16 protein-coding genes and 1 tRNA gene are annotated in these 22,801 nt (G+C 55.2%); 8 read left to right on the top strand and 9 right to left on the bottom strand.

Annotated features, from left to right (window positions below):
• Positions 1-39 precede the first annotated feature (39 nt).
• Positions 40-1,437, bottom strand: coding sequence for a hypothetical protein (locus R5H23_RS06550; protein ID WP_317214870.1), 1,398 nt, complete (start codon positions 1,435-1,437; stop codon positions 40-42).
• A gap of 200 nt (positions 1,438-1,637) precedes the next feature.
• Between R5H23_RS06550 and R5H23_RS06545 the strand changes: the two genes are divergently transcribed.
• Positions 1,638-2,825 (top strand): hypothetical protein, encoded by a 1,188-nt coding sequence (locus R5H23_RS06545; protein WP_317214869.1) that lies wholly within the window; start codon positions 1,638-1,640, stop codon positions 2,823-2,825.
• Between the two features lie 14 nt (positions 2,826-2,839).
• Here the strand turns inward: R5H23_RS06545 and R5H23_RS06540 are convergent, their stop codons facing one another.
• From R5H23_RS06540 to polA, 3 genes are read right to left on the bottom strand one after another with little or no spacing between them, the layout of a single operon-like run.
• Complete coding sequence (locus tag R5H23_RS06540) at positions 2,840-4,489, bottom strand: ABC transporter substrate-binding protein (RefSeq protein ID WP_408874337.1); 1,650 nt, start codon at positions 4,487-4,489, stop codon at positions 2,840-2,842.
• Positions 4,490-5,098, bottom strand: a complete 609-nt coding sequence (locus R5H23_RS06535; protein WP_317214868.1) for an SCO family protein — start codon at positions 5,096-5,098, stop codon at positions 4,490-4,492.
• Between the two features lie 14 nt (positions 5,099-5,112).
• On the bottom strand, positions 5,113-7,902 hold the full coding sequence (gene polA, locus R5H23_RS06530; RefSeq protein WP_317214867.1) for a DNA polymerase I: 2,790 nt from the start codon (positions 7,900-7,902) through the stop codon (positions 5,113-5,115).
• A gap of 50 nt (positions 7,903-7,952) precedes the next feature.
• Here polA and R5H23_RS06525 point away from each other — a divergent pair, with 50 nt between their 5' ends.
• Positions 7,953-8,975: an alpha/beta fold hydrolase gene (locus R5H23_RS06525; RefSeq protein WP_317214866.1), complete on the top strand. Its 1,023-nt coding sequence runs from the start codon at positions 7,953-7,955 to the stop codon at positions 8,973-8,975.
• 62 nt (positions 8,976-9,037) lie between these two features.
• Positions 9,038-9,114, top strand: a tRNA-Arg gene (locus tag R5H23_RS06520).
• A gap of 519 nt (positions 9,115-9,633) precedes the next feature.
• On the opposite strand, the gene R5H23_RS06515 is transcribed toward R5H23_RS06520, so the two are convergent.
• Positions 9,634-9,885: a hypothetical protein gene (locus R5H23_RS06515; RefSeq protein WP_317214865.1), complete on the bottom strand. Its 252-nt coding sequence runs from the start codon at positions 9,883-9,885 to the stop codon at positions 9,634-9,636.
• A gap of 64 nt (positions 9,886-9,949) precedes the next feature.
• On the opposite strand from R5H23_RS06515, the gene R5H23_RS06510 reads away from it, so the two are divergent.
• From R5H23_RS06510 to R5H23_RS06500, 3 genes are all read left to right on the top strand, one after another.
• Positions 9,950-10,399 carry a hypothetical protein gene (locus tag R5H23_RS06510; RefSeq protein ID WP_317214864.1) on the top strand — a complete coding sequence of 150 codons (450 nt, stop codon included), beginning with the start codon at positions 9,950-9,952 and terminating at the stop codon, positions 10,397-10,399.
• A 281-nt stretch (positions 10,400-10,680) separates the two neighbouring features.
• Positions 10,681-11,061, top strand: coding sequence for a DUF3164 family protein (locus R5H23_RS06505; RefSeq protein ID WP_317214863.1), 381 nt, complete (start codon positions 10,681-10,683; stop codon positions 11,059-11,061).
• A 290-nt stretch (positions 11,062-11,351) separates the two neighbouring features.
• Positions 11,352-12,332 carry a GNAT family N-acetyltransferase gene (locus R5H23_RS06500; RefSeq protein ID WP_211509266.1) on the top strand — a complete coding sequence of 327 codons (981 nt, stop codon included), beginning with the start codon at positions 11,352-11,354 and terminating at the stop codon, positions 12,330-12,332.
• Positions 12,333-12,605: 273 nt separating this feature from the next.
• Here the strand turns inward: R5H23_RS06500 and R5H23_RS06495 are convergent, their stop codons facing one another.
• A complete protein-coding gene (locus R5H23_RS06495; RefSeq protein ID WP_211500028.1) occupies positions 12,606-13,418 on the bottom strand; it encodes a mechanosensitive ion channel family protein in 813 nt (270 codons plus the stop codon).
• A 314-nt stretch (positions 13,419-13,732) separates the two neighbouring features.
• Here R5H23_RS06495 and fdhA point away from each other — a divergent pair, with 314 nt between their 5' ends.
• Together fdhA and R5H23_RS06485 are read left to right on the top strand one after the other, a co-directional pair.
• Positions 13,733-14,926, top strand: coding sequence for a formaldehyde dehydrogenase, glutathione-independent (gene fdhA, locus R5H23_RS06490; RefSeq protein WP_317214862.1), 1,194 nt, complete (start codon positions 13,733-13,735; stop codon positions 14,924-14,926).
• A gap of 77 nt (positions 14,927-15,003) precedes the next feature.
• On the top strand, positions 15,004-15,573 hold the full coding sequence (locus R5H23_RS06485) for an NADPH-dependent FMN reductase (RefSeq protein WP_317214861.1): 570 nt from the start codon (positions 15,004-15,006) through the stop codon (positions 15,571-15,573).
• Positions 15,574-15,627: 54 nt separating this feature from the next.
• Here the strand turns inward: R5H23_RS06485 and R5H23_RS06480 are convergent, their stop codons facing one another.
• The 3 genes from R5H23_RS06480 to R5H23_RS06470 are packed head-to-tail and all read right to left on the bottom strand — an operon-like array spanning position 15,628 to position 22,738.
• Positions 15,628-16,773, bottom strand: a complete 1,146-nt coding sequence (locus R5H23_RS06480; protein ID WP_317214860.1) for a DUF6624 domain-containing protein — start codon at positions 16,771-16,773, stop codon at positions 15,628-15,630.
• A gap of 14 nt (positions 16,774-16,787) precedes the next feature.
• Positions 16,788-21,308, bottom strand: a complete 4,521-nt coding sequence (gene gltB, locus R5H23_RS06475) for a glutamate synthase large subunit (RefSeq protein WP_317214858.1) — start codon at positions 21,306-21,308, stop codon at positions 16,788-16,790.
• Positions 21,305-22,738, bottom strand: a complete 1,434-nt coding sequence (locus tag R5H23_RS06470) for an NAD(P)-dependent oxidoreductase (RefSeq protein ID WP_317214857.1) — start codon at positions 22,736-22,738, stop codon at positions 21,305-21,307. The genes gltB and R5H23_RS06470 overlap by 4 nt, the downstream gene beginning before the upstream one ends.
• Positions 22,739-22,801: the final 63 nt, after the last annotated feature.

The following is a 22,801-nucleotide window of genomic DNA, read 5'->3' as shown; positions in this document are numbered from 1 at the left end:
AAACCTGCTCAAGAAACAGGCTTTCTATGTCTTCGGGCATCAGGATGTGGAAAGGGCTCGCAGTGCATCGGTTGTTGGAAGAATTTTCATAAAATTCAACCAGAACCCATGCGGGCCTTTCTGCTCCACCACGAATTCGGTGCATTCTGCAGGGAAATTTACCGCGTAAAAACGGAGTTCGCCTTTCTGCATCAGAAAACTGACAGGCATGACTTCGAAGCTGGATGCTACGTCCTTTCCCTTAACATCAAAATGGGATGTTAAATTAGGATCACGCGCAGCCAAGATAAGAGTGTATGCCCCACTCCCCCCGAGCGAAATCGGCAATGCTACCCCGTGATCGAAGAACATTGAGTGGCTTCGTTCGTAACTTGGCAGAGAAGCGAAAACTCTCTCGGGAAACTCAGAATAAACCTGGGTAAGAGCCTGAGTTAAATCTAGCGACATTCCTTCGGACGCAAGATCGAAATCAATTCCCGTTAGAAGCTCACGCGCATCCTCAACAACATCCTCACGCAGAACGGGATTATTGTAGATACGAGGGCAATGGAACAGTCGTGAGTAGACCTCAAGATCATTAATCTTACGAGCTCTATGTCGCGAAAGGCCATTACTGATCTCTTCTTCCGAAATCATGCAATGGTAATCTTGAACGAGGTTTGAAACGATAAATTTTTCATTCATCTCTGTAACTGGATGAATAAACGTTTTTTCTGCTCCGTTAACAATTTCTTTTTCAAGATAAACAGGCGCCCAATCATACTGCCTCAAACTATCGCAATAATGCGCGAGTTCTTCTGTTCGCATACCTGCACTGATAACTTCATGCGACATGACGGCTTCGCCAATTGGCCACGTCAGCAGGCCTTTTTCCCTCTTAAGAAATGACATTTCCAGCCGTCTCTTCAGAATAAGCAAGGCTGCTCTTCTCGAAAAGAACGAGATACAGAATAACCCTTTATGGACATGTTGAGAGAGATCGTAATATCCCTCACAACTACCAGAATGAGCCCATGCATGATTTTCGGCTTCAACATGCTTATAGACAGCATCAATATTTCTCGCTGCCATATCATCGAAGATGCTGTCGAGATCATTTAAAACTGCGACATCATTTTCAATTGAACAAATATAATCGTACTCGTTATGATTTAAAATAAACAGGTTTTGGTGGTAATCTCCATTATACCAATATCCACCATAATTTCCTATTTCTGTACCCCAGGCGAGCCCAAGGCTTTCCACTTCGGAATAAGGAGCCAGAAATATATTTTCTACTTCCTGTATATGCTCGGGGATTTCTACTGTTCCCCTTGAATTGTCGTAAAGTATATAAAAATCTGATTTGTTAGAATGTTTTTTGCAGCGCTCGTAAGACCGCTGGATGACTGCATCCCAGTTATGGCACTTGAAGAGAACAGCGGTCTTTTTTCCCATGATAATTTATTCTTTCTCTCGGACGGTCATCTCATGCCTATCCCTTAACATGGCTGAAAATTTGTGAATATATGATCCGAATTCAATTTAATCTATCACGCGCCATGGTTCGGCATTAATTTTCGAGCCTTCCTGCACACCTGCGAAGAAGAACCTTTATGAGCACAATATATGAGGGCGATCATTACATTGTTCGTGCATTGGAAGGTACTGACGAAAAAAATATTATTGTTACCAGCTTTACCGGCGTAGGCGCTCCTGAAAGACACGACGGTACATTCTTTGGATATTCACTTGCAAAAAAACTCGATCTTCCTTGGGTAGGAATTATTGCCAAGCATGACTGCTGGTACAGGGACGGAGATTATCTGCAAGCGTTCAGCGCAGCTCTTCACTGGATCCAGACCAGAAAGCAAACTTTGCACACACAGGATATTTCTCTTCTGGGATACGGCGTATCCATGGGAGCCTATGCTGTTATTAAATATTCCAGACTATTTAATTTTGACTATGTTATTTCCATGGCCCCGCAATGGAGCATTGATAAAAGCGAAGTCAATCATCACTCCCACTTCCAGAATTTTTTCCAACCAATACTCAAATCCATGGGCATTCAGACCGAAGACACTCATGGAAAAATTTATGTTTTCTTTGACCCGTATGAAAAACCCGACGCTGAAGAGGTAAAACTTATACAACAGAAGACCCCTGCGTTCTCTGTTCCCGTCTGTCACGCAGGCCACATGGTGACGGCACGTCTCAAGGGCACGAAGATTTTCCAAAAACTCGTGAGCAACCTAGACAATCCCGCCGCTATCCGCCGTATTGCGGCGCGCACTCGCAGAAATGCCCCTGAAAATATTTTCAAAATTCTTCGATATGCTCAGAGAAAAAGTCCACTCTGGGTTTTTCGCTTACTAACCTCTGACCATCCCGCCAATCGGGAGATCCTCGATCACTTCATGCGCCATCATGACGCTGACATGCGTCCTCTGGCTGCTGATCTTGCCCGTGCTGGTCATTCTACGGAGGCGACACAGCTATTTCGTCAACTCGGGGGAAATTACCGTCAGGTTTTCACCCCTTCATATGTCCTGGCCTGGACCGGTGAGTTGCTGTGTTACGACATTGCCGAACAAGCTTTCCTGCAAACCAAGCATCATATTCCCGAGCGTGGCGCACCAGTCATCCTGAATGACGATGATCTATACGCCTTTACACCCGCAGGCCTTATCCCATTAGCTTGCAAGATCCAGCAGGATGGTTTCTGCTTCTCGGTCCACACCGAAAACGGGCACCTCTCTGCGCGTCCGGACGGAACAGTTGCGCCCGTCTCTCATGTGATGGACTGGGAGAAATTCTGCGCCCTGCAATATCAGCAGACCTAATCCGACACGCGGCCTTATTTTACCCAGACGTGAGAGAACAGCATGTGGCTGAGAAGCGTCGAGTAGTAATTCCCAAGCCTCTTTGACACAAAGTCGATTGTCTTCATCTGGATCATGGGGGCACCGGGCATTTGCCTCATGATCTCATGACCAGCATCCTGCCAGATTGGTGCTGCTAAAGCTGGATCTGTCTGGGTTTTGGCACGTTCAAAAAGAGACTGAACATGCTGGTCACAAAAGCCGGTAAAGTTCGGAGAAATAGCTGAATTCGGATGGTAATTATCGCATCCAAACAGATCATCGAGAAACGTCGATGCTGAGGGATAATCTGCGAACCAGTAAGACAGACTAATCTGAACATGGTTGGCTGTATTCTGTTCGTAGGACTCTGCCAGCCCAGCTGTTATGGGACGGAGCTGTGCCTTGAAACCGATCTGCTGAAGTACATTTCGCAGGTATGTTCCCATCCCAAGCTCAACGGCCCGGTTGGGAACCACCAGCGTTACGGTCGCCCCCTCTTCACCGGCCTCCCGCACAAGCTTGCTGGCTCTCTCCAGGTCCTGTGGGCATGAAAGACCAAGATCAGCGCCTGGTATGCCGTGTGGAACCATCTGGCAGAGAGGTTCGGAAATCGCGCCACCACCGAACAAAATGGTCATGGCATGCCGGTTCACAGCCATACTGACAGCCTGACGAACCCGCTGATCTGTGAACGGTTTTTCATGCACATTCATGGCCAGATAATACAGCCCCAGCAGCGGCTCGATATGAACCTGCGAGGTGTACTTCGCGCCGAGTTCACCCAATCGATCAGAGGGCTTGGCATCGAGCATCCAGTCATATTGGCCCTGCTCGACCGCAGTAATCTGCGCCTCGTCAGAGAGACCAAAATTATACTCGATCCGGTCAGCAAACCCGTCAGTCTGGGCCTGCGGGTTCCAGACATGAAAGTAGGAATTTCGCTCTAGCACAATCCCATGCTCGGGATCGTAATGCGTGATCCGATAAGGCCCTGTGCCCGGCACGGTCTCATTCCCCACATCGTGTACAGACACTGACGCAGGCAGAATAACCGCATGAGGGAACGCAAGCTTGTAGAGAAACTCTCCATCCGGATGAGCTAGATGGAATACGATTGTTCCGTCTGAATGCCCTTCCACACCCGGCAACGTGCAGTGGTCCGGCGCATCCAGGCACTCTTTCGCACCGACAATCCCACCGTAAAATGACGCGGCCGTCGGGCTGCCGACCCGATAGATCCGACGAAAAGACGCAACCACGTCTTCAACACGAACCGGCGATCCATCCGAAAAATTCAGACCGGACCGTAAATGAAGTGTCCATGTCAGCCCATCAGGGCTGATAGTCGGCATGGCGTCCGCAAGATCGGGAACGACCTCCAGCCCGGTAGGGCCACGCGCCTCTCTAAACGTCAGCAGGGGATCGTACATATTGACGAACACCTGCATGTACTGCGTGCCGTAATTAACCTGCGGGTCCAACGTCCCGCCGGGACCATCCGCGGTGAGCCGAAGCGTTCCACCCCGGTGCGGGCTGCCCAGCGTCTGACCGTCCCAGTCAGGAGCTGTTTGCTCCTGAGCAAACGCCGTCCCGGCCACGCCAAGTGAAAGAGCGAGGAGAAAGGCCGGGACACGCATTGCCATTTAGCGCTTTGACAGCTGACGAAGGCGGGCAATCAACGCATCTGCATCGCCAGTCGCATCGATTGTACCAGCATAGCGGGCAGTTGGATCCATTATAACGATCCGCGGAGCCGGAACGTAATGGTCACCCTCTTTCTGATCCGGAGCATGATACTCAGCCGTCATGGCCTTGATCATGTTCGGCGTCCCCGTGAACGGCATCACATGGGGAGCAACCGGAATGACGTAGTTCCTGAGGGCTTCGTTTTCATCAAACGGGTCCAGAGACACCGCAAGCGGAGAGACACGGACGCCTTGTGCATGAAGGGCCTGATACGCCTGCTCCATGCTTTTCAGCACTGGCTGGCAGCGATCTTCAGGGCAGCTGGTGTCAAAGAACCACACCAGAACCCAGGTCCCGTGGAAGTCTCCTTCTGTGACCGTGCTTTCCCCAAGGGAATCAAGACGGAAACTGCCGCCAACTTCATTTCCGTTGGACTGTACCAGCAGCCCCGGTCCACCATGAGAGGCTAACTGGAAGCCGACCCCGGCCAGAACTGCCGCAACTGCCAGCACCCCCCAGATGATGCGATTGCTGATCCGCTTGCGGCGTTCGTGTTGGGTTTCCATGGTCGTTCAGTCTCTCAGTGTGCGTCAGCCCAGCTCGGGCCAATACCGGTTTCAACCTCAAGTGCCACATCCAGCTTGGCAGCACTTCCCATTTCCTGACGGACGAAATCCGCCAATGCCTGCGCATCCTGCTCCTGAACTTCGAAGAGCAATTCGTCATGCACCTGAAGCAGCATCTGCGCTTTCAGGCCCGTCTCAGGCAGCTTTCTCGCCAGACGCACCATAGCGCGCTTGATGATGTCAGCGGCACCGCCCTGAAGTGGCGCGTTGATCGCCTGACGTTCGGCATAGGAACGGCGAGCGCCGTTCTTGTCCTTGATGCCCGGCACATAACAGCGGCGACCAAACGGCGTCAGAACGTAGCCATGCTCCTTCGCCTCTTCCTTGGTGCGCTCCATGTAGGCGCGGATACCGGGATAGCGGGCAAAATACGCATCAATGTAAGAGCGTGCTTCACCCGGCGAAATCTGAAGCTGACGCCCCAGACCGAAAGCTGAAATCCCGTAAATAATGCCGAAGTTGATGGCCTTGGCCCGGCGACGGGTCAGCGGGTCCATGCCTTCAATGGGAATACCAAACACTTCGGAGGCCGTGCGGGCATGAATGTCCTGCCCAAGATGGAACGCCTCCAGCAAAGGCTCGATCTTCGCCACATGGGCCAGAAGTCGCAGTTCGATCTGGCTGTAATCCGCAGACACCAAAACATGCTCCGGAGCCGCCACGAAAGCCTTACGGATCAGCGCGCCTTCTTCCGTACGGATCGGGATGTTCTGAAGGTTAGGCTCATTGGAAGACAGACGCCCGGTGGTCGTAATGGCCATCTGAAAGGACGTGTGAACGCGCTGCGTTCCCTGGTCCATCTGCTCAACCAGCGCATCGGCATAAGTGGATTTCAGCTTGGCTAACTGACGCCATGACAGGATTTTCTGCGGCAGGTTATGTCCCTGCTCCGCCAGTCCCTCAAGGACAGAGGAATCCGTCCCCCAAGAGCCGCTTTTGGTCCGCTTCCCACCCGGAAGCTCCATTTCATCGAACAGGATCTCACCAAGCTGCTTGGGAGAACCAACATTGAAACTGCGCCCAACCTGCTCGTGAATATCCTTCTCTATCACTGCCATACGCGTTTCAAAATCGGCCGACATACGCCGCAGTTCGACGGCATCCACCTTGATCCCGACGTCTTCCATATCCGTCAGAACTTCAATCAGAGGTCGTTCGATTTCTTCATACAGAGCCAATGACTGACGAATACGTAACTGCGGACGCAAAACCTGCCACAGACGTAGCGTGACATCAGCATCTTCCGCCGCATACGCGGTCGCCTGATCCAGCGGCACTTCAGCGAACGGAATGCGCTTGCGGCCCGTTCCCGTTACGGAATCATAAGTGATCGGCGTATGCCCCAGATGAAGCTGGGAGAGCTCATCCATACCCTGCCCGTGCTCACCCGCAGACTGCGCATAGGAAATGAGCATCGTATCGTCGATCGGCGTTATTTCAGGCAGACCAGCCTTGCGGAACACCGTCAGATCATATTTGGCGTTCTGGAAGATCTTCAGAACAGACGCATCCCGCATCAGCGGGGCAAGACGCTCCAGCGTTGAGGCACGATCAAGCTGCTGATCGGTCGGCTGATCGTCCGGCCCATCCTGCAACAGATCCCGCTTGCCCTCATGCAGGAACGGCACATAACAGGCCTTGCCCGGCGCAACAGAGAGCGACAGCCCGACCATATTGGCCTGACGCGCATTGAGACTGTCCGTTTCCGTATCAACGGCGACGACCCCAGCCGTTCGCGCCTCGGCAATCCACCGATCCAGCGTCTCGAAATCCATGACGGTTTCGTAAGGCCCATAGGGTGCTTCAGAGAGCGTCACGGTCGGCTCTTCACCCTCTGCCGAAGCTACTTTGGGACGAGGCAAAGGCCTCGGCTTCGCAGCCAACCCCAGCCCCATACGCTGGATCGTGGAATGGAAGCCCATCGTGTCGAGCCAGTCCCGGAGCGTTTCCTGAACAGGTTCACGGCACCCCAGTTCCTCAATCGGCTGGGGCAATGGCACATCATCCGCCAGCAGAACCAGCTTGCGGGACATCCGGGCGGCATCCGCAAATTCGATCAGGTTCTGGCGGCGCTTGGAGGCTTTCATGCCCTCCGCAGCATCCAGAACCTTTTCCAGCGTGCCATATTCATTAATGAGCTGGGCCGCGCCCTTCGCACCGATGCCCGGCACACCCGGCACATTATCGGTAGAGTCCCCCATCAGGGCCTGAACATCGACAACCTGATCTGGCCGCACACCGAACTTGGCCTCAACTTCCGCTTCCCGAATCGGCTTCTGCTTCATCGGGTCCATCAGTTCGACGCCAGGGCAGATCAACTGCATCAGATCCTTATCGGATGAGATGATCGTGCAGCGTCCACCCTGCGCCACAACAGCCTTGGCGTAGCTCGCAATCAGATCGTCTGCTTCCCAGCCAGCCAGTTCAATCGACGGCACATTGAACGCCGCTGTCGCATCCCGGATCAGACCAAACTGCGGGCGCAGGTCTTCTGGCGGTTCAGGACGATGCGCCTTGTATTGAGGATAAATCTCGTTGCGGAACGTCTGACGACCAGCATCGAAAATGACGGCCAGATGCGTACCGACATGATCGCGCAGGAGGCGCGTCAGCATATTCGTGAAGCCGTAAACCGCATTGACCGGCACACCATCCGGGCTGCTCATAGGCGGGAGGGCATGGAATGCACGGAAAATGAACCCAGACCCGTCAACCAGAACCAGATGAGGCGTTTTAGACGGCACGAATATCTCCCTTCTCGCCCGGAAGGGCCGGACGTTCTAAAATCTTCGCGATGATAGGCTCATTCCCATCCGTTTCAAACCGCCTCTGGCGTCTTTCCTGCACCGTGGCCTGCTTTACGGCCTGCACGCTGCTTCTTGGTGCCTGCACGCACCGGCCAATGCCCGACCTGCATCCGACAGCGAAAGAAACAGCCCTCATCCCCCCGGATGTGACGCTCAGCATGTCCGATGGCGCTCGCATTCCTTTAAGAATTTATCCCGCAACACACCCTTTGAAGGCCGTTATTCTGGCGCTTCATGGCTTCGGAGACAGCCGGGATGCGTGGGAATTCTTTGTACCGCCCCTGAGCGCGGCCGGCATCGAAATCGTCGCACCAGACCAGCGCGGGTTCGGCGCCACACAGGACGCAGGTAGCTGGAGCAGCACGGCACGCATGGTTCAGGACACGCGGGAAGAGCTTACGTCGCTCCGCAGGCGTTACCCCGGCGTGCCTCTCTATGTCATGGGCGAGAGCATGGGCGGAGCCGTCGCCCTGCTCCTTGCGACCGAGCCGCCACCAGAACTGTCCGGAACCATTATTCTCGCACCAGCCATCATGAAACTCGGTGAGCCCTGGCAGACCGTTCTGGATGGCCTCGATACAGTCGCGCCTCGCTGGAAACTGGATGGATCAGCCGTTCCCGGAGAGCGCGTTGCGAGCGATAACATCCGTGCCCTGCGACGCATGTATTTTGACCCGCTGACCCAGCATAGTTCGACCATTCATCCGCTTTTTGGCCTGACCCGCCTCATGGCAACAGCTTTTGACGACGCACCACGAGTCAGAACACCCATGCTTATGATTTTCGGTGGTCGAGACCAGTTCGTTCTTCCGCCTTACACAGCACGTCTGTTGCAACGCCTTTCCGGCTCAGTACGACTGGATGAATTTCCGACGGCCCACCACTTGATGAGCCGGGATAAACGGATGACAGCACAGGACGTCACCTCATGGATTTTGACGCCCGAAAGCGCCCTCCCATCTGGCGGAGACGTGGCGGCAGCTCTCTGGAAAGCCACCGCGCAACCTTGAACAAACAAAATTCTACTAAGGGCTTGGCAAGCCTATCCTGAACCGTCTATTGGAAACCCGACGGACCCGTAGCTCAGCTGGATAGAGCGTTGCCCTCCGAAGGCAAAGGTCACGCGTTCGAATCGCGTCGGGTCCACCACAAATCTCAGAAATCGCTATTTCCCGCCAGTTTTCGGCAGGTTTGACACTTTCGAAGACAGGTTTGGCATTTCGCCTCAACCTTGACATTGCCGAACGTGCCAATTCAACCGGCTCGGCGGCCCGCGTATAGCGCGCTACTTCGGCCAAACTCCCAAGCCCTGTGATGGCGACGATCTGGTGCATTGTACAGCCAGCCTCCGGGCCTGCGCCTTGCGAAGACCATGCGGATTGCATCCGGACAAAGGCCGCACCTGAGAGCACCAGTTAATAAACTGATTGTAGAAGGTGTTCGCGGACATCGAGCGACGCTGCGCCGTATAAAAACAGCAAAACCACCGTCTGTGTACTCGTGGAAAAAATCCCACCGGGACGAGTTCTGGCAACAGCCAAACTAACAGGTATTCCACCCCAAAAACTACGACCAGATCTATATGAAGGTTCAACATGAGCATCCTTACCCTCAGAGGCAAGCTCTGCTCATGCCGCCGTCAGCAAGTTGAAGTCTTGCTTGTAACCCTTAGTGCATCTCGCCGTCAGGCTTTTGGAGAAGCACCTGCGCAGCATCGAGCAGATCGCGTCCAAGTTCAGCAGCCGTCTGCGGCGAAAGAGAGAACTGTTCGAGCTTATCGCCAGCAGGATAGTGTTCAGGGGATGTGGCAGCTTTTACCTGAAGCACCACGGCACCGTTCTGAATCACAACCGCACGGAAGCCCGTTACGCTCGAAATATCGAGGTTTCCGTCTTCCTTCAGTTTCCATTCGTCAGCCATGTGTCTTTGCTCCGTTTTATAGTGAGGCGCGCAAGATGGCCGATCGCAGTGTGAGGGTGAAGCCATGAATCATGCCCCTGCCCTCAAGATAGCCACGCAACTGGCCGCCCGTGCGATTGGCGGCATTGATGCCGCAGCAGCAGTCACACGCGTTGGCCGTGCGCGGATCTCGGAATATCAGAACCGCAATTCAGCAACGACAGCCCCGGTAGACGTGGCGATTGTGCTGGATGAGTTCGCCCAGGAGCCATTCATTCTACAAGCGATGGCGCATGGGTTGGGCTATCATCTGACACCGGTTCAGCTTGGCCACGGCGACGTGGCCGAAATCATGGAAGACGTCGCCGACAAGGCTAACGACACCGTGAAGACGACCATTCGCGTTTTGGCAGACGGCATTGTTACGGTCGAAGAAGCCCACAAACTGGGCCACGAACTGACCAAGCTCTGCCGCGTCGTGGACCACGCTATGAAGATCGTTCGCGGATTGGAAAAGGCAGGAGCTTCCAAATGACGCTCAAGTGGCGCAGATGGCGTGCGAGCATGTCGATGTGCTGCAACGTGTACTGCCGGAACTCGAGTTCACACGCTTCATCCTGCGTGGTGAGGATGGCGTGCTCTATAGCCCTCACTTGGTAGAACGAACTTCAGATCCGCCGTTAGGAACGCGCTCAGACCCGCGCAGCCGAGCGCCACGAACGCACGACATGCCCGGATGCTAAGACTGAAGATCTGGACCGCTGCCGAGGCACGCCGCACCCGAGCAGTTGAGGCCACGCGCAAGCGAGAACAGGCATGAGCCACAATCCCGACGATTACATGAAGGATTCCGCTGGACGCCTTGTCCCGCGTGCGAACGTGAAGCCGGAAGACCTGCTCAAAGACGGACTGGTCAAGAAGCTCTTCGAGCGTGCCCGCGCCATTCGTGAGCTGATGCGCCAGTTTCGTGAGGATGCGGACAGCGATATCCGGGCCTTTCTGAACCTTCTGGCTGAACAGTATGGAGCCAAGAAAGACGGTGCGAAGGGCAATCTGACGCTGTCGACCTATAACCGCTGCGAGCGCATTACCATCGCCATCAGTGACACCATCACGGTTGGTACTGAACTCCAGATCACCGAGCAATTCGAGATTATCGCCGGCACCCTACGCAGATGTATCGCATCTGAAGGATAGGAGAAAGCAAGCGTGAAAAAGGGGCGAAACCCATGAGACACCAGGTCCAATTCGGCCCTGTAGAAAATGGGCCCATAACGCCTGCAACAAATCGCGCATTGATCACGTCCAAAACCGTCGATGAGACTTTCGGTCCAGCTGTCAGCGCTTCACCTTTTTTGACCATCCTGATTGGCATGAAGCACTCTTCCATCAAGTAAGATTTCGCATAATTATTTTTTATATGAAACTGTCTGTTACTTTTTGTCGGGTTGAGAAATAAGTACCGAGCCTACAGCTCGAGTCACAGTATGAAGATGCTTACATCTCCCCTTCAGTTCGCTCCGTCGTCTCTCCCCTCAGAGCATTCGATTTTTCATGAAAACTGGTGGCTTTCGGCGGCTACTGATGACCAATGCGACAGAATTGAAATTAAAAACAACGGCGCAATTGTTTCTGATTTCAGTTTTTACAAAAAAACGCATTTCGGAATGAAGTATATCATCCCACCGCCCTACACGCGTACTTTAGGGCCTCGGTTTTTTCTCCCTGCCTCAAAAGCGTTTCGTCGATCTCAAAAAATAAGAAACATCGTTTCTGAGCTCATAGAAGCCCTGCCAAAATACGATCATCTGAAAATCAGTCTGGACCCGTCAGACGAGGCTGCCTTCGCATTTTCTATATCCGGGTTACAAATCAGAAATGCTTTTACATTCCGGGTCGACAAAAATACCTCCCCCTGTGTTGTTCTCGAACAGTGCGATCAGAAAACGAGAAATCTCATTCGTTCAGCAGCACAAAAACTAGATGTTGTTCAGGGTACAGATATTGAAGACTTCATCCAGATGTCTTTGATTGACCAGCCACACTCGAAAAACAGTCACGATTTTCCAAGAATGACTAAGATTTTTGAGGCTTGCTTATTACGTAATCAAACATGCGTCTTAAGTGCGTATGGTGAGAAAAATCAGAGGGTGTCTTCGTGTGTTCTGATCTGGGACGATAAAAATCTCTATTTCTGGCAGTCCGCGCGCGACCGTTCCTTTTCCACGCCAGGCGCGAACATGCTCCTGATCTGGGAAGCCCTGAAACTCTCAGCGTCCAAAAACCTGACTTTTGATTTTGATAGTTTTGCATCTGTTCGTGCTGCAAAAATGCTTGCCAGCTTCGGTCAACCTCCCGTTATCAGACCACAGGTCATCGGATCGTCAGTTCGGTATCAATGGGAGCGTGCTGCCAATTCAACTCTTATTTTTCTAAGAGATAGCTGGAAAAATAAATTGGCATCCTGAAGTCCGGGAATGAACACTCAAGATTTAGGTTTGACACCCAACGTTTTACGCGTTGCTTGTCCGCGATAGAAATTTGATGGTTTGACCCGATAAGAAACTGTTTTTAAGAGCTTTATCTAGTACATTGGGTCCACACACCAATTTCAGAAACCGCCGTCTTAAACCGAGTGAGTTTTCCTGAGGAGAACAACGGCGCTGCATTCTTAATGGAACACGCTCCAAAGACCATAACGCGGCCTGCCCAGCATAATCCTGGACAGGCCTCGAAAAGGTTCAAGCAGCAGTGCGGGCCGTAACACCCAGACGGAAGCCTTCTTTCTTCAGCGCCTGAATGGATGCTTCAGAATACTTGGCAACCAGCGGCGTTACGTTACCCGGTGCGCACCAGAAGCCCAGCGTCACGGCGACATTGGCCGGACGAGGCAGAAACGAAACGGATGGCGCAGGCGTCTTGAGAACCAGAGCGTCATTTTCAAACAGCCCCAGAAGCAGTGCACGAGCCTTGTCGATATCGTCGTTGTAATCAATCAGCAGACTGACCGACGCCAGAAGTCGCTCTGACTGCGAGCTGTTGATGACAACATTGTTCGAGAGCGTCCCGTTCGGCACATAGACGATGTCATTGCTGGCATCCTGCAGCACGGTGCGGAACATCTCGATCGAAACAACCGTTCCGGTATTACCCGCTGCGGTAATGGAATCACCGACCTTGAACGGACGGAACAGCAGGATCAGCACGCCACCCGCGAAGTTGGCAAGACTGCCCTGAAGCGCCATGCCAACAGCCAGGCCAGCCGCGCCCAGAACCGCGACGAAAGACGTCGTTGCAATGCCAACCATCGAAGCAACGCTGATCAGCAGAAGCGCCTTCAGCAACAACCCGACGACACTGAGCAGAAAGCCCCGGAGGGTCGGCTCAATGTTGCTGGCGGCCATCATGCGGCCCATGCCGCGCGTGATCATGTTGATGATGGACCAACCCACCAACAGCACGATAATCGCCAGAACAAGCTGCCCGACGTAACTCAGAAGAGTGGGAAGCCAGCCATAAAACTGTCCCCACAATGTATTGACGTGATTTTCCATGAACCCCTCTGTCGTTCGTTCAGTTGGCATAGCCGTGCCTACAGATGGATCACAGGGTAATGGGCTTCCATGGACGGCTTCAAGTCCGGCTTGAAAAGTTGGTCGCCTCTTAACTCACAAATCATCCGGCTCAGAAGGTGCCCGCAGGCGAAGGACAGGAATTCCCATCACGTTCGAGCGAGAGGCGCGTCTGTAGCCCTATGTCACGGTTCCAGAGCACGCGTCGAACGTTGAGGCCCTGTACGACAACATTTCGTCGTGCCGGGCGACCCCGGCCGCAAGGGATGGCCGCTGCCCGAACCTGGAGAGAAGCCATGTCTGACGAAAACAGAGGGGTCGTTTATCTTGGCCCCAATCATGTTGAAGTCCAGCGGATCGACGACCCCAGAATGGAAACACCCGATGGCCGGAAGATTGACCACGGCGTCATTCTCAAGGTCGTCTCGACCAATATCTGCGGCTCCGACCAGCATATGGTCCGAGGCCGTACAACAGCGCCGTCCGGGCTGGTCCTCGGCCACGAAATTACCGGCGAAGTCATCGAAACCGGATCGGATGTCGAGATGGTCCGCAAGGGCGATCTGGTCTCCGTTCCCTTTAACGTCGCGTGTGGACGATGCCGATGCTGCCGGGAACAGCACACAGGCGTATGCCTGACGGTCAATTCCAGCCGCGCGGGCGGAGCCTATGGGTACGTGGATATGGGTGGCTGGGTTGGCGGACAGGCCCGCTACGTCATGGTTCCTTATGCCGATTTCAATCTGCTGCGCTTCCCTGACAAGGCTCAGGCACTTGAGCGCATCAAAGACCTCACAATGCTGACCGACATTCTCCCCACCGGCTTTCATGGCGCCATCAATGCCAAGGTGGGTGTGGGCTCAACGGTCTATATCGCAGGAGCAGGCCCCGTCGGCATGGCCGCAGCCGCATCGGCGCGCATTCTAGGCGCTGCCGTCGTCATGATCGGCGATTTCAATCCTGAACGCCTCGCCCACGCGAAGGCGGTCGGGTTTGAGCCCATCAACCTCCAGAACCACGACAGGCTTGGAGACCTCATCGAACAGGTCATCGGAACACCAGAAGTCGACAGCTTCATTGACGCTGTCGGTTTTGAAGCCAAGGGTTACGACGGGACAGAACAACCAGCCGTCATTCTCAACCAGGCCATGGAAGTCACCCGCCCAGCCGGGGCCATTGGTATTCCAGGCCTGTATGTGACGGAAGATCCTGGCGCTCATGAAGCTGCGGCGCAGAAAGGCAACCTGACGCTCCGGCTGGGTCAGGGCTGGGCCAAAAGCCAGTCTTTCCACACCGGCCAGACCCCTGTTCTTCGATATAACCGGCAACTGATGCAGGCCATTCTTCATGGACGCCTCCCCATCGCCGACATCGTCAACGCCACCGTGATTTCACTGGAAGACGCACCACGCGGCTACCATGACTTCGACAACGGCGCGCCTCGAAAATTCGTTCTAGATCCTCACGGGATGCTGAAAAACGCAGCCTGACTCCTGCTTTGTGTCATGATCTGTTCCCCTTCGGGTCATGACAACAAAAACCCGACTCTTTGAAGGAGAACCAGTCCATGCCCAACGACACGCCTCTGCATTTCGTCACCCTGCTCGGAAGCCTCCGCAAAGCCTCCTTTAACGCGTCGGTTGCGCGCGCCTTGCCCGAACTTGCGCCCGAAGGGGTTTCCATTACCCCGCTCGGATCAATCGGGAATTTTCCGCATTACAACGCAGATGTTCAGGACACAGGCTTTCCAGCCCCCGTTCTGGCCATGGCGGAGCAAATCCGGGCTGCAGACGGCGTCATCATCGTGACCCCGGAATATAATTATTCCATTCCCGGCGTACTGAAGAACGCCATCGACTGGCTCTCCCGCGTAACGCCTCAACCTTTTAGTGGAAAACCCGTCACCATCCAGACGGCCTCCCCCGGCATGATCGGCGGCGCACGCGCACAGTATCATCTGCGCCAAAGCCTGGTGTTTCTGGATGCTTACGTCCTCAACCGACCAGAAGTCATGATCGGTCAGGTCGCAGGCAAGGTAGATCCGGAAACGCTGAAACTGACGGACGAACCAACCTGCAAGTTCATTTCAGGCCAGATTGACGCACTTGCAAAACTGGCACGAAAACTCAACTCATGACCCCCTAAAGCATCCGCAATGAGCAGAAACAAAATTTGGATTTCGAGCCTTTGCTCACCGGCAAATGCCTTCGTCTTTCATCTCGGAAATTTTCTGTTCGATTGTTCCAATGCCCAGCGCATGTCTGCGCTGGTTTACGTCAGTGGACTGCTCAATAGGTAAAGGAATAAGACGTCCTTTGGTACAGGACATTTGTGATCCATAAATTTGATGCCCTGTCAGGGCAATCGATACGCGATCAGTCAGCAGGGCATAATTGGATTGGTTCACTTCGCCTTTCTTTGCCAGCGGGGTCATGAGCTTTAACGCCCTAGCCTGAAAGGCAATATCGTCATCAGCATGCTGCACCAACAACCACGCAGCCTTCGAGGGAACAGAACCAGCCTGTGTCAGAGTGGGCCAGCCCTTGGATGCTACAATTTGCTGGAGCCAACGGGTGTTAGCGTGGTCAATCTCTTCCATTCGCTCTGCGAGAAACATCGTGCGAAATTCATTCTTCTGAACTGAAGCAGGATGACCCTCCCCTGTTAGATCCAGACCATTCATCAAAGGACGACGGATTGTCTGATCCGTTACCCCACGAATTAGCAATCTCTCAGATTCATGTTCTTTACCGTCTACATCAATAAGATTTTCAGCTTTTTGCGTTTCCTCAACTGCCGTCAGATAAGCACGAATTACGGTACTTTCTTCTGTCACAAGAGTTTTGAATTCAAGCCATGTCTTGACGTTCTGAGGTGGGGAAGACCAGAACCAGAGCGCTGAACATTTCTCATCCGCATAGGGGATATAAGGCCGTTCCTCCAAAGAATGGCTTACCTTTTCGCCCTCTCTCAGCAGCGCCTCAGTTTCCTGCTTCGTAGCCTCCTTAAGGCAAGCGGTAGAATATGCCTGCAAGTGTTCCCAGCGCTTTTTCTGTTCATCATTGGCTCTGGGAAATGCGCCGCGCATCCACGCAAAATCCCCGACTTCAAAATGGCCATCATGAACATACGACTGAAGTTCGGAAGGAAATGAAACGCTCCCTGCTTTTGCGAGAGAGAAGGTCATCAGCAGACCAGCCGCAGCCGAAACAACACTCCATCTCTTCATTATTTTCCCCATAAATATCGTTTTTATATCGATACTATTAGAGGCAGGAAATGATAGGTCTTCAAACAAAAAAAAGCCCGTACCGGAAATCCGGTACGGGCTTTTCATGCCGCTTAAAAACCTTAGGCTGAAAGCTTGGACAGATCTTCCTGCACATAGCCAATGACCTTGGCATATTCACGGGGAACGATGTGCCAGAACTGCTCCAGCGTGTGCTCCCAGCAATGCAGTAGGTCCGCGGCGTACGTACTGCCTGTTTCTTCCACATGCTGCTCGACCAGCGTGCGCAGTTCCACATCCCAGCGGCTACCCGGCTGCACGCGGTTCCACATCACCGTGTCCGGATTGATGCGGGATTCAAAGCGGTCCTTCGGATCAAGCACATAGGCCATGCCGCCCGTGAAGCCGGCACCGAAGTTATCGCCCGTTTCACCGAGGATCACGACCTTGCCACCGGTCATGTACTCGCAACCGTTCGAGCCACAGCCTTCAACAACAGCCGTCGCCCCGGAGTTACGAACCGCAAAACGCTCGCCAGCCTGCCCAGCCGCAAAGAGCTTGCCACTCGTTGCACCGTACAGAACCGTGTTGCCAATGATCGCGTTCTCTTCCGAACGCCACTGGGACGACGGAGACTGACGGACAACGATCGTCGCACCTGACAGACCCTTGCCGACGTAATCGTTGGAATCCCCTTCCACGATCATCTTCAGACCCTGCACCGCGAAGGCACCAAGGGACTGACCAGCCGACCCGCGAAGCGACAGCGTGAGCTGACCTTCCGGCAGTTCGTGCATCCCGAACTGACGGGTGATCATGCCGGAAATACGTGTCCCGATCGCACGATGCGTGTTCTGCACGTTGTAGTGCAGGTGCAGCTTCTCACGACGCTCGAACAGCGGGATCGCATCGGCCACGATCTGCGCGTCCAGCGTTTCCGGAACCTCGTTACGGCCCTCACGGGTGCAGTAACGCGCATGTTCACCCGGATCGGCCTGCACCAGCAGGGAGTTCAGATCCAGATCGTCCAGATAGTCCGCACCACGAGAAACCTGACGCAGCATGTCCGTCCGTCCGATGACCTCCTCGAGGGAGCGAACGCCCAGATCGGCAAGGATATGACGAATATCTTCGGCAATCAGCGTGAAAAGGTTGATGACCTTCTCCGGAGAGCCTTCGAACTTCGCACGCAGCTTTTCGTCCTGAACGCAGACGCCGACAGGGCAGGTATTGGAATGGCACTGACGCACCATGATGCAGCCCATGGCCACCAGTGCGGCCGTACCAATACCGAACTCTTCCGCACCCAGCATCGCCGCCATGACCACGTCACGGCCCGTCTTGATGCCGCCATCCGTCCGCAGCACCAGACGATGACGCAAACGGTTGAGCATCAGGACCTGATGCGCTTCGGACAGGCCCATTTCCCACGGCAGACCCGCATAATGGATCGAAGACTGCGGGCTGGCACCCGTACCACCGGAATGACCGGAGATCAGGATGGCATCTGCCTTGGCCTTCGCCACACCTGCCGCAATCGTGCCGATACCCGTCCGGGCAACCAGCTTCACGGTGACGGTTGCCGTCGGGTTGACCTGCTTCAGATCATAAATGAGCTGGGCCAGATCCTCGATCGAATAGATGTCGTGATGCGGCGGCGGGGAGATCAGCGTCACACCCGGCGTCGCATGACGCAGGCGGCCAATCAGTTCCGTGACCTTGAAGCCCGGAAGCTGTCCACCCTCACCCGGCTTCGCGCCCTGGGCCATCTTGATTTCGATCTCGCGGCAGTCATTCAGATACTGCGCGGTCACACCGAACCGGCCAGACGCCACCTGCTTGATCGCGGAAGACGCATTGTCCCCGTTCGGGCGCGGCTTGGAACGCTCAGCGTCCTCGCCACCCTCACCGGAATCAGACTTCGCGCCAATTCGGTTCATGGCAATCGCCAGCGTCTCATGGGCTTCCGGGCTCAGGGCACCCAATGAGATGCCCGGCGCGACAAGACGACGACGGATCTGCGTAATGCTTTCAACCTCGTCCACCGGGATCGGTGCATGAGGCGCTTTGAAGTCCAGCAGGTCACGCAGGGCAACCGGCGGCATCTGACGCACTGCATCCGCGTAACGGCGATACAGCGTATAGCTGTTGGCCGAAACCGCACTTTGCAGCATGTGCACGAGCTGGCCGGAGAACGCATGCGTCTCGCCCTGACGGCGCAGCTTGTAGCGGCCACCGACCGGAAGGGCTTCAACCTTCTGATCCCACGCAGCCGCATGAGCCTTCAGGATGTTGCGGGCGATACCCGGCAGACCAATGCCGGAAATACGCGACGGCATGCCTGGGAAGAACTCAGCCACCAGCGCACGGGACAGACCAATGGCTTCGAAGTTGTAGCCACCGCGGTAAGCCGAGATGATTGAAATCCCGAACTTGGACATGATCTTGAGCAGACCCTTGTCCACCGCCTTGCGGTAACGCTCCATCGCCTCACGCATCGTCATCTGGCCAAACAGGCCACGACGCAGACGATCCGCGATGCTGTGCTGGGCCAGCGCCGGGTTCACGGTCGTCGCACCAACACCGATCGTCACGGCAATGGCGTGAACGTCGATAGCGCTGGACGTCCGCACGTTCAGGGACGTGAACGTGCGCAGGGAATGACGCACAAGGTGAACATGCACGGCAGCCGTCGCAAGGATCATCGGCACAGCCACGCGATCCGGACCGGTGTTCTCATCCGTCAGGAACAGATGGGTGCAACCACCACGGACATGATCTTCCGCCTGAACCCGGATAGACGCGATCGCCGCACGCAGCCCTTCTTCGCCGTCTTCAACCGGGAAAGTACAGTCGATCGAGGCAGCGTTCTCACCGCAGACTTTCCGCAGTTCGTCAAACTCACCAACCGTCAGAACCGGGCTGGGAAGCTGAAGCAGATCGCACTGTTCCGGGCGCTCATCGAGGATGTTCCCCAGATTGCCCAGACGCGTGATCAGGCTCATCACCCGTGTTTCACGCAGGGAATCGATCGGCGGGTTTGTAACCTGGCTGAAGCCCTGACGGAAATAATGCGACAGCCCACGATAGATCTTCGACAGAACCTGAAGCGGCGTATCGTCACCCATAGAGCCCAGGGCTTCGGCAGCCGTTTCAACCATCGGGTGTAGGATGGTTTCCAGCTCTTCATGCGTCAGGCTGACGGCCATCTGCTGGCGACGCAGCACATCGGCGGTCATACCTTCCGGCTCGACCACATCCCGCACGATCGGCTCAATATTGCGGATGCGCTTGACCCAAGACTGGAAATCCTGACGGGAGGCCAGCATTTCAAGCAGTTCATCCGGCTGGTAGAGGCGACCTTCCTTGAGGTCGAGCGCCAGCGTCTGCCCCGGACCAAGGCGCCCGCGACGCTGAATCCGCGCTTCCGGCACGCGGACCATACCCGCTTCCGAACCCACGATCAGCAGGTTGTCATTCGTGATGGAATACCGCAGCGGACGCAGACCCGCACGATCCAGTCCTGCGATGACCCAGCGACCATCTGTCGCACAAACTGCGGCCGGGCCATCCCACGGTTCGATCACCGCATTGCAGTAGCGGAACATAGCCCGCGCTGCCGGAGAAATTGCGGAGTTCGCACCGCTGGAGGCCGGAATGAGCATCATCTTGGCCATCGGCGCGCTGCGGCCACCAAAGGTCATAAGCTCGAAGACGTTATCCAGCGCGGCCGTATCCGAACCCGCAGCCTGCACGACCGGCTTCAGATCCTCCATGTAAGGATCGAGTGCTGCGTGCGACAGGCGCGTTTCGTGCGACCGCATCCAGTTGGTGTTGCCGGAGATCGTGTTGATCTCACCGTTATGCGCCACCTTGCGGAACGGCTGGGCCAGCTTCCAGGTCGGGAACGTGTTGGTCGAATAACGCTGATGGTAGATCGCAAAACGCGAGACGAAGCGCTCATCCAGCAGATCCGGATAGAAGTCCGTCAGGTTCTCGGCCAGGAACATGCCCTTGTAGATGACGGATCGGCAGGACAGCGAACAGATATACAGATCCACCTGCTGGCGGGTCGCCTGCTTCTCGATGCGGCGACGCAGCACATACAGGTCACGCTCGAACTCATCCTCCGAACGACCCAGCGTATTGCGGATCATGATCTGTTCGATCTCAGGGCGCGTCTGATTGGCCTTCTCACCAATGCAGGCCGTGTCGATCGGCACCTGACGCCAGCCATAGATCCCGTAGCCGAAGTTCAGAACCTCGGTTTCGATGATCTGACGACCGGCTTCCTGCGACGCCAGATCCGTCTTCGGAAGGAATACCATGCCAACGGCAATGCGGCCGTCGATCGTGTCATCGCTGGAACTGTTATGAATGGCTTCGGCAAAGAAATCCTGCGGGATTTCAACATGGATGCCCGCACCATCGCCCGTCTTGCCATCGGCATCGACAGCACCACGATGCCAGATGTTGCCCAGAGCCTCGATGCCAGCTTTCACAACAGCGCGGGACGGCTTGCCATCCAGCGCAGCGACAAGGCCCACGCCACAGGAATCGCGCTCCTGCGTCGGGTCATACAGACCCTTCAGGCGCTCGACGTTCTCAGTGTATTCGCGGATGAAATCGGTATTCTGTGTCATTCCGCGGCCTCCAGCGCCAGGGTCTTGGTCAGAGAAAGATGCATTGCGTCAGCCGCATCACGGCCGTCCTTGATGGCCCAGACAACGAGGCTGGCACCGCGTACAATGTCGCCGCCAGCGAACACGCCCGGCAGGCTTGTCTGGAAGCCGCCCGGCGGAACCGTCAGCGTGCCCCAGCGTGTCACGGCAAGCTCCGGCTGCTGCCACTGGCCCGGCAGGTCTTCCGGATCGAAACCCAGCGCGCGGATCACAAGGTCGCCTTCAATAATGGAATGCTGGCCCGTGCCTTCGATGGAACGGCGGCCCGTAGCATCCGGTGCGCCAAGACGCATTTTCAGTACCTTCACACCTTCAACGGTGCTCTCGCCCAGAAACTCTTCCGGTGCAGCCAGCCACTCGAAGTTCGCGCCTTCTTCTTCAGCGTTGTACACTTCCTGACGGGAGCCCGGCATGTTTGCACGGTCACGACGATAGACGCAGGTGACTTTCTCAGCGCCCTGACGGATGGACGTCCGAACGCAGTCCATGGCCGTATCACCACCGCCGATGACCACAACACGACGCCCCTTGGCATGAAGTCCAATATCTTCGCCAGGGTCTTCGTCATATCCGCGACGGTTCGACGCCGTAAGGAAGTCAATCGCATCCACAACGCCGTTCAGGTCAGCACCCGGCACATCCACGGAGCGTGAACGATACACGCCCGTTCCAAGGAACACCGCGTTATGACGCGTCCGCAGATCATCCAGTGAGGTCTCCCCCTCGCCTGCACCGATTGGCGTGGAAAGATGGAAGATAATGCCCTGCTCTTCCAGCAGCTTGTGACGGCGGGCCACGACATGCTTTTCCAGCTTGAAGCTCGGAATACCGTACGTCAGCAGGCCGCCCACACGGTCCTGACGTTCATAGACATGAACCTCATACCCGCGTGCCCGCAGACGCTCCGCACAGGCCAGACCGGCAGGGCCGGAACCCACGACGCCGACACTGATTTTGAGTTCACGATCCGGCAGGCGCGGTTGCACCCAGCCCTGCTCAAAAGCATTTTCCGTAATGAAGCGCTCGACAGCCCCGATCGTGACGCTCTCGAACCCCTTCTGGATCACGCAGTTGCCTTCACACAGGCGATCCTGCGGGCAGATGCGACCGCAAATCTCCGGGAAGGTATTGGTAGCCGAAGACATCTCGTAGGCTTCCTGCAAACGGTCTTCCGCCGTCAGCTTCAACCAGTCCGGAATGTTGTTACCAAGAGGGCAATGCACGGAGCAGAACGGAATTCCACACTGAGAGCAGCGAGAGGCCTGCTCTTCAGCGCGGCTCATCGCAAACCCACGATAAATCTCTCCAAAGTCTGCACGACGCTCAGCAGCGTCACGCTTCTCCGGAAGGATCTGTGGGTGATTGACGAACTGCAACATCCGTTCGGCCATGCGCCGTGTCTCCTAAAAACAGAACGCACGCCAAAGCGTACGAAATTTGTGGAATACCAGCTA

The organism is Gluconobacter sp. GP1 (genome assembly GCF_032913585.1).
GTDB classification, from domain to species: domain Bacteria; phylum Pseudomonadota; class Alphaproteobacteria; order Acetobacterales; family Acetobacteraceae; genus Gluconobacter; species Gluconobacter cerinus.
Note: the sequence above shows the minus strand (reverse complement) of the source record. Positions and strands in the feature narration are given on the sequence as shown.

Excerpts from the sequence above, each read along its gene's own strand:
- fdhA (WP_317214862.1), top strand. The coding sequence starts at position 13,733 with ATGTCTGACGAAAACAGAGGGGTCGTTTATCTTGGCCCCAATCATGTT.
- R5H23_RS06525 (WP_317214866.1), top strand. The coding sequence starts at position 7,953 with ATGATAGGCTCATTCCCATCCGTTTCAAACCGCCTCTGGCGTCTTTCC.
- R5H23_RS06510 (WP_317214864.1), top strand. The coding sequence starts at position 9,950 with ATGAATCATGCCCCTGCCCTCAAGATAGCCACGCAACTGGCCGCCCGT.
- R5H23_RS06480 (WP_317214860.1), bottom strand. The coding sequence starts at position 16,773 with ATGAAAAGCCCGTACCGGATTTCCGGTACGGGCTTTTTTTTGTTTGAA.
- R5H23_RS06470 (WP_317214857.1), bottom strand. The coding sequence starts at position 22,738 with ATGGCCGAACGGATGTTGCAGTTCGTCAATCACCCACAGATCCTTCCG.
- R5H23_RS06515 (WP_317214865.1), bottom strand. The coding sequence starts at position 9,885 with ATGGCTGACGAATGGAAACTGAAGGAAGACGGAAACCTCGATATTTCG.
- R5H23_RS06535 (WP_317214868.1), bottom strand. The coding sequence starts at position 5,098 with ATGGAAACCCAACACGAACGCCGCAAGCGGATCAGCAATCGCATCATC.
- R5H23_RS06540 (WP_408874337.1), bottom strand. The coding sequence starts at position 4,489 with ATGGCAATGCGTGTCCCGGCCTTTCTCCTCGCTCTTTCACTTGGCGTG.
- R5H23_RS06485 (WP_317214861.1), top strand. The coding sequence starts at position 15,004 with ATGCCCAACGACACGCCTCTGCATTTCGTCACCCTGCTCGGAAGCCTC.
- R5H23_RS06505 (WP_317214863.1), top strand. The coding sequence starts at position 10,681 with ATGAGCCACAATCCCGACGATTACATGAAGGATTCCGCTGGACGCCTT.
- gltB (WP_317214858.1), bottom strand. The coding sequence starts at position 21,308 with ATGACACAGAATACCGATTTCATCCGCGAATACACTGAGAACGTCGAG.
- R5H23_RS06550 (WP_317214870.1), bottom strand. The coding sequence starts at position 1,437 with ATGGGAAAAAAGACCGCTGTTCTCTTCAAGTGCCATAACTGGGATGCA.
- R5H23_RS06500 (WP_211509266.1), top strand. The coding sequence starts at position 11,352 with ATGAAGATGCTTACATCTCCCCTTCAGTTCGCTCCGTCGTCTCTCCCC.
- R5H23_RS06495 (WP_211500028.1), bottom strand. The coding sequence starts at position 13,418 with ATGGAAAATCACGTCAATACATTGTGGGGACAGTTTTATGGCTGGCTT.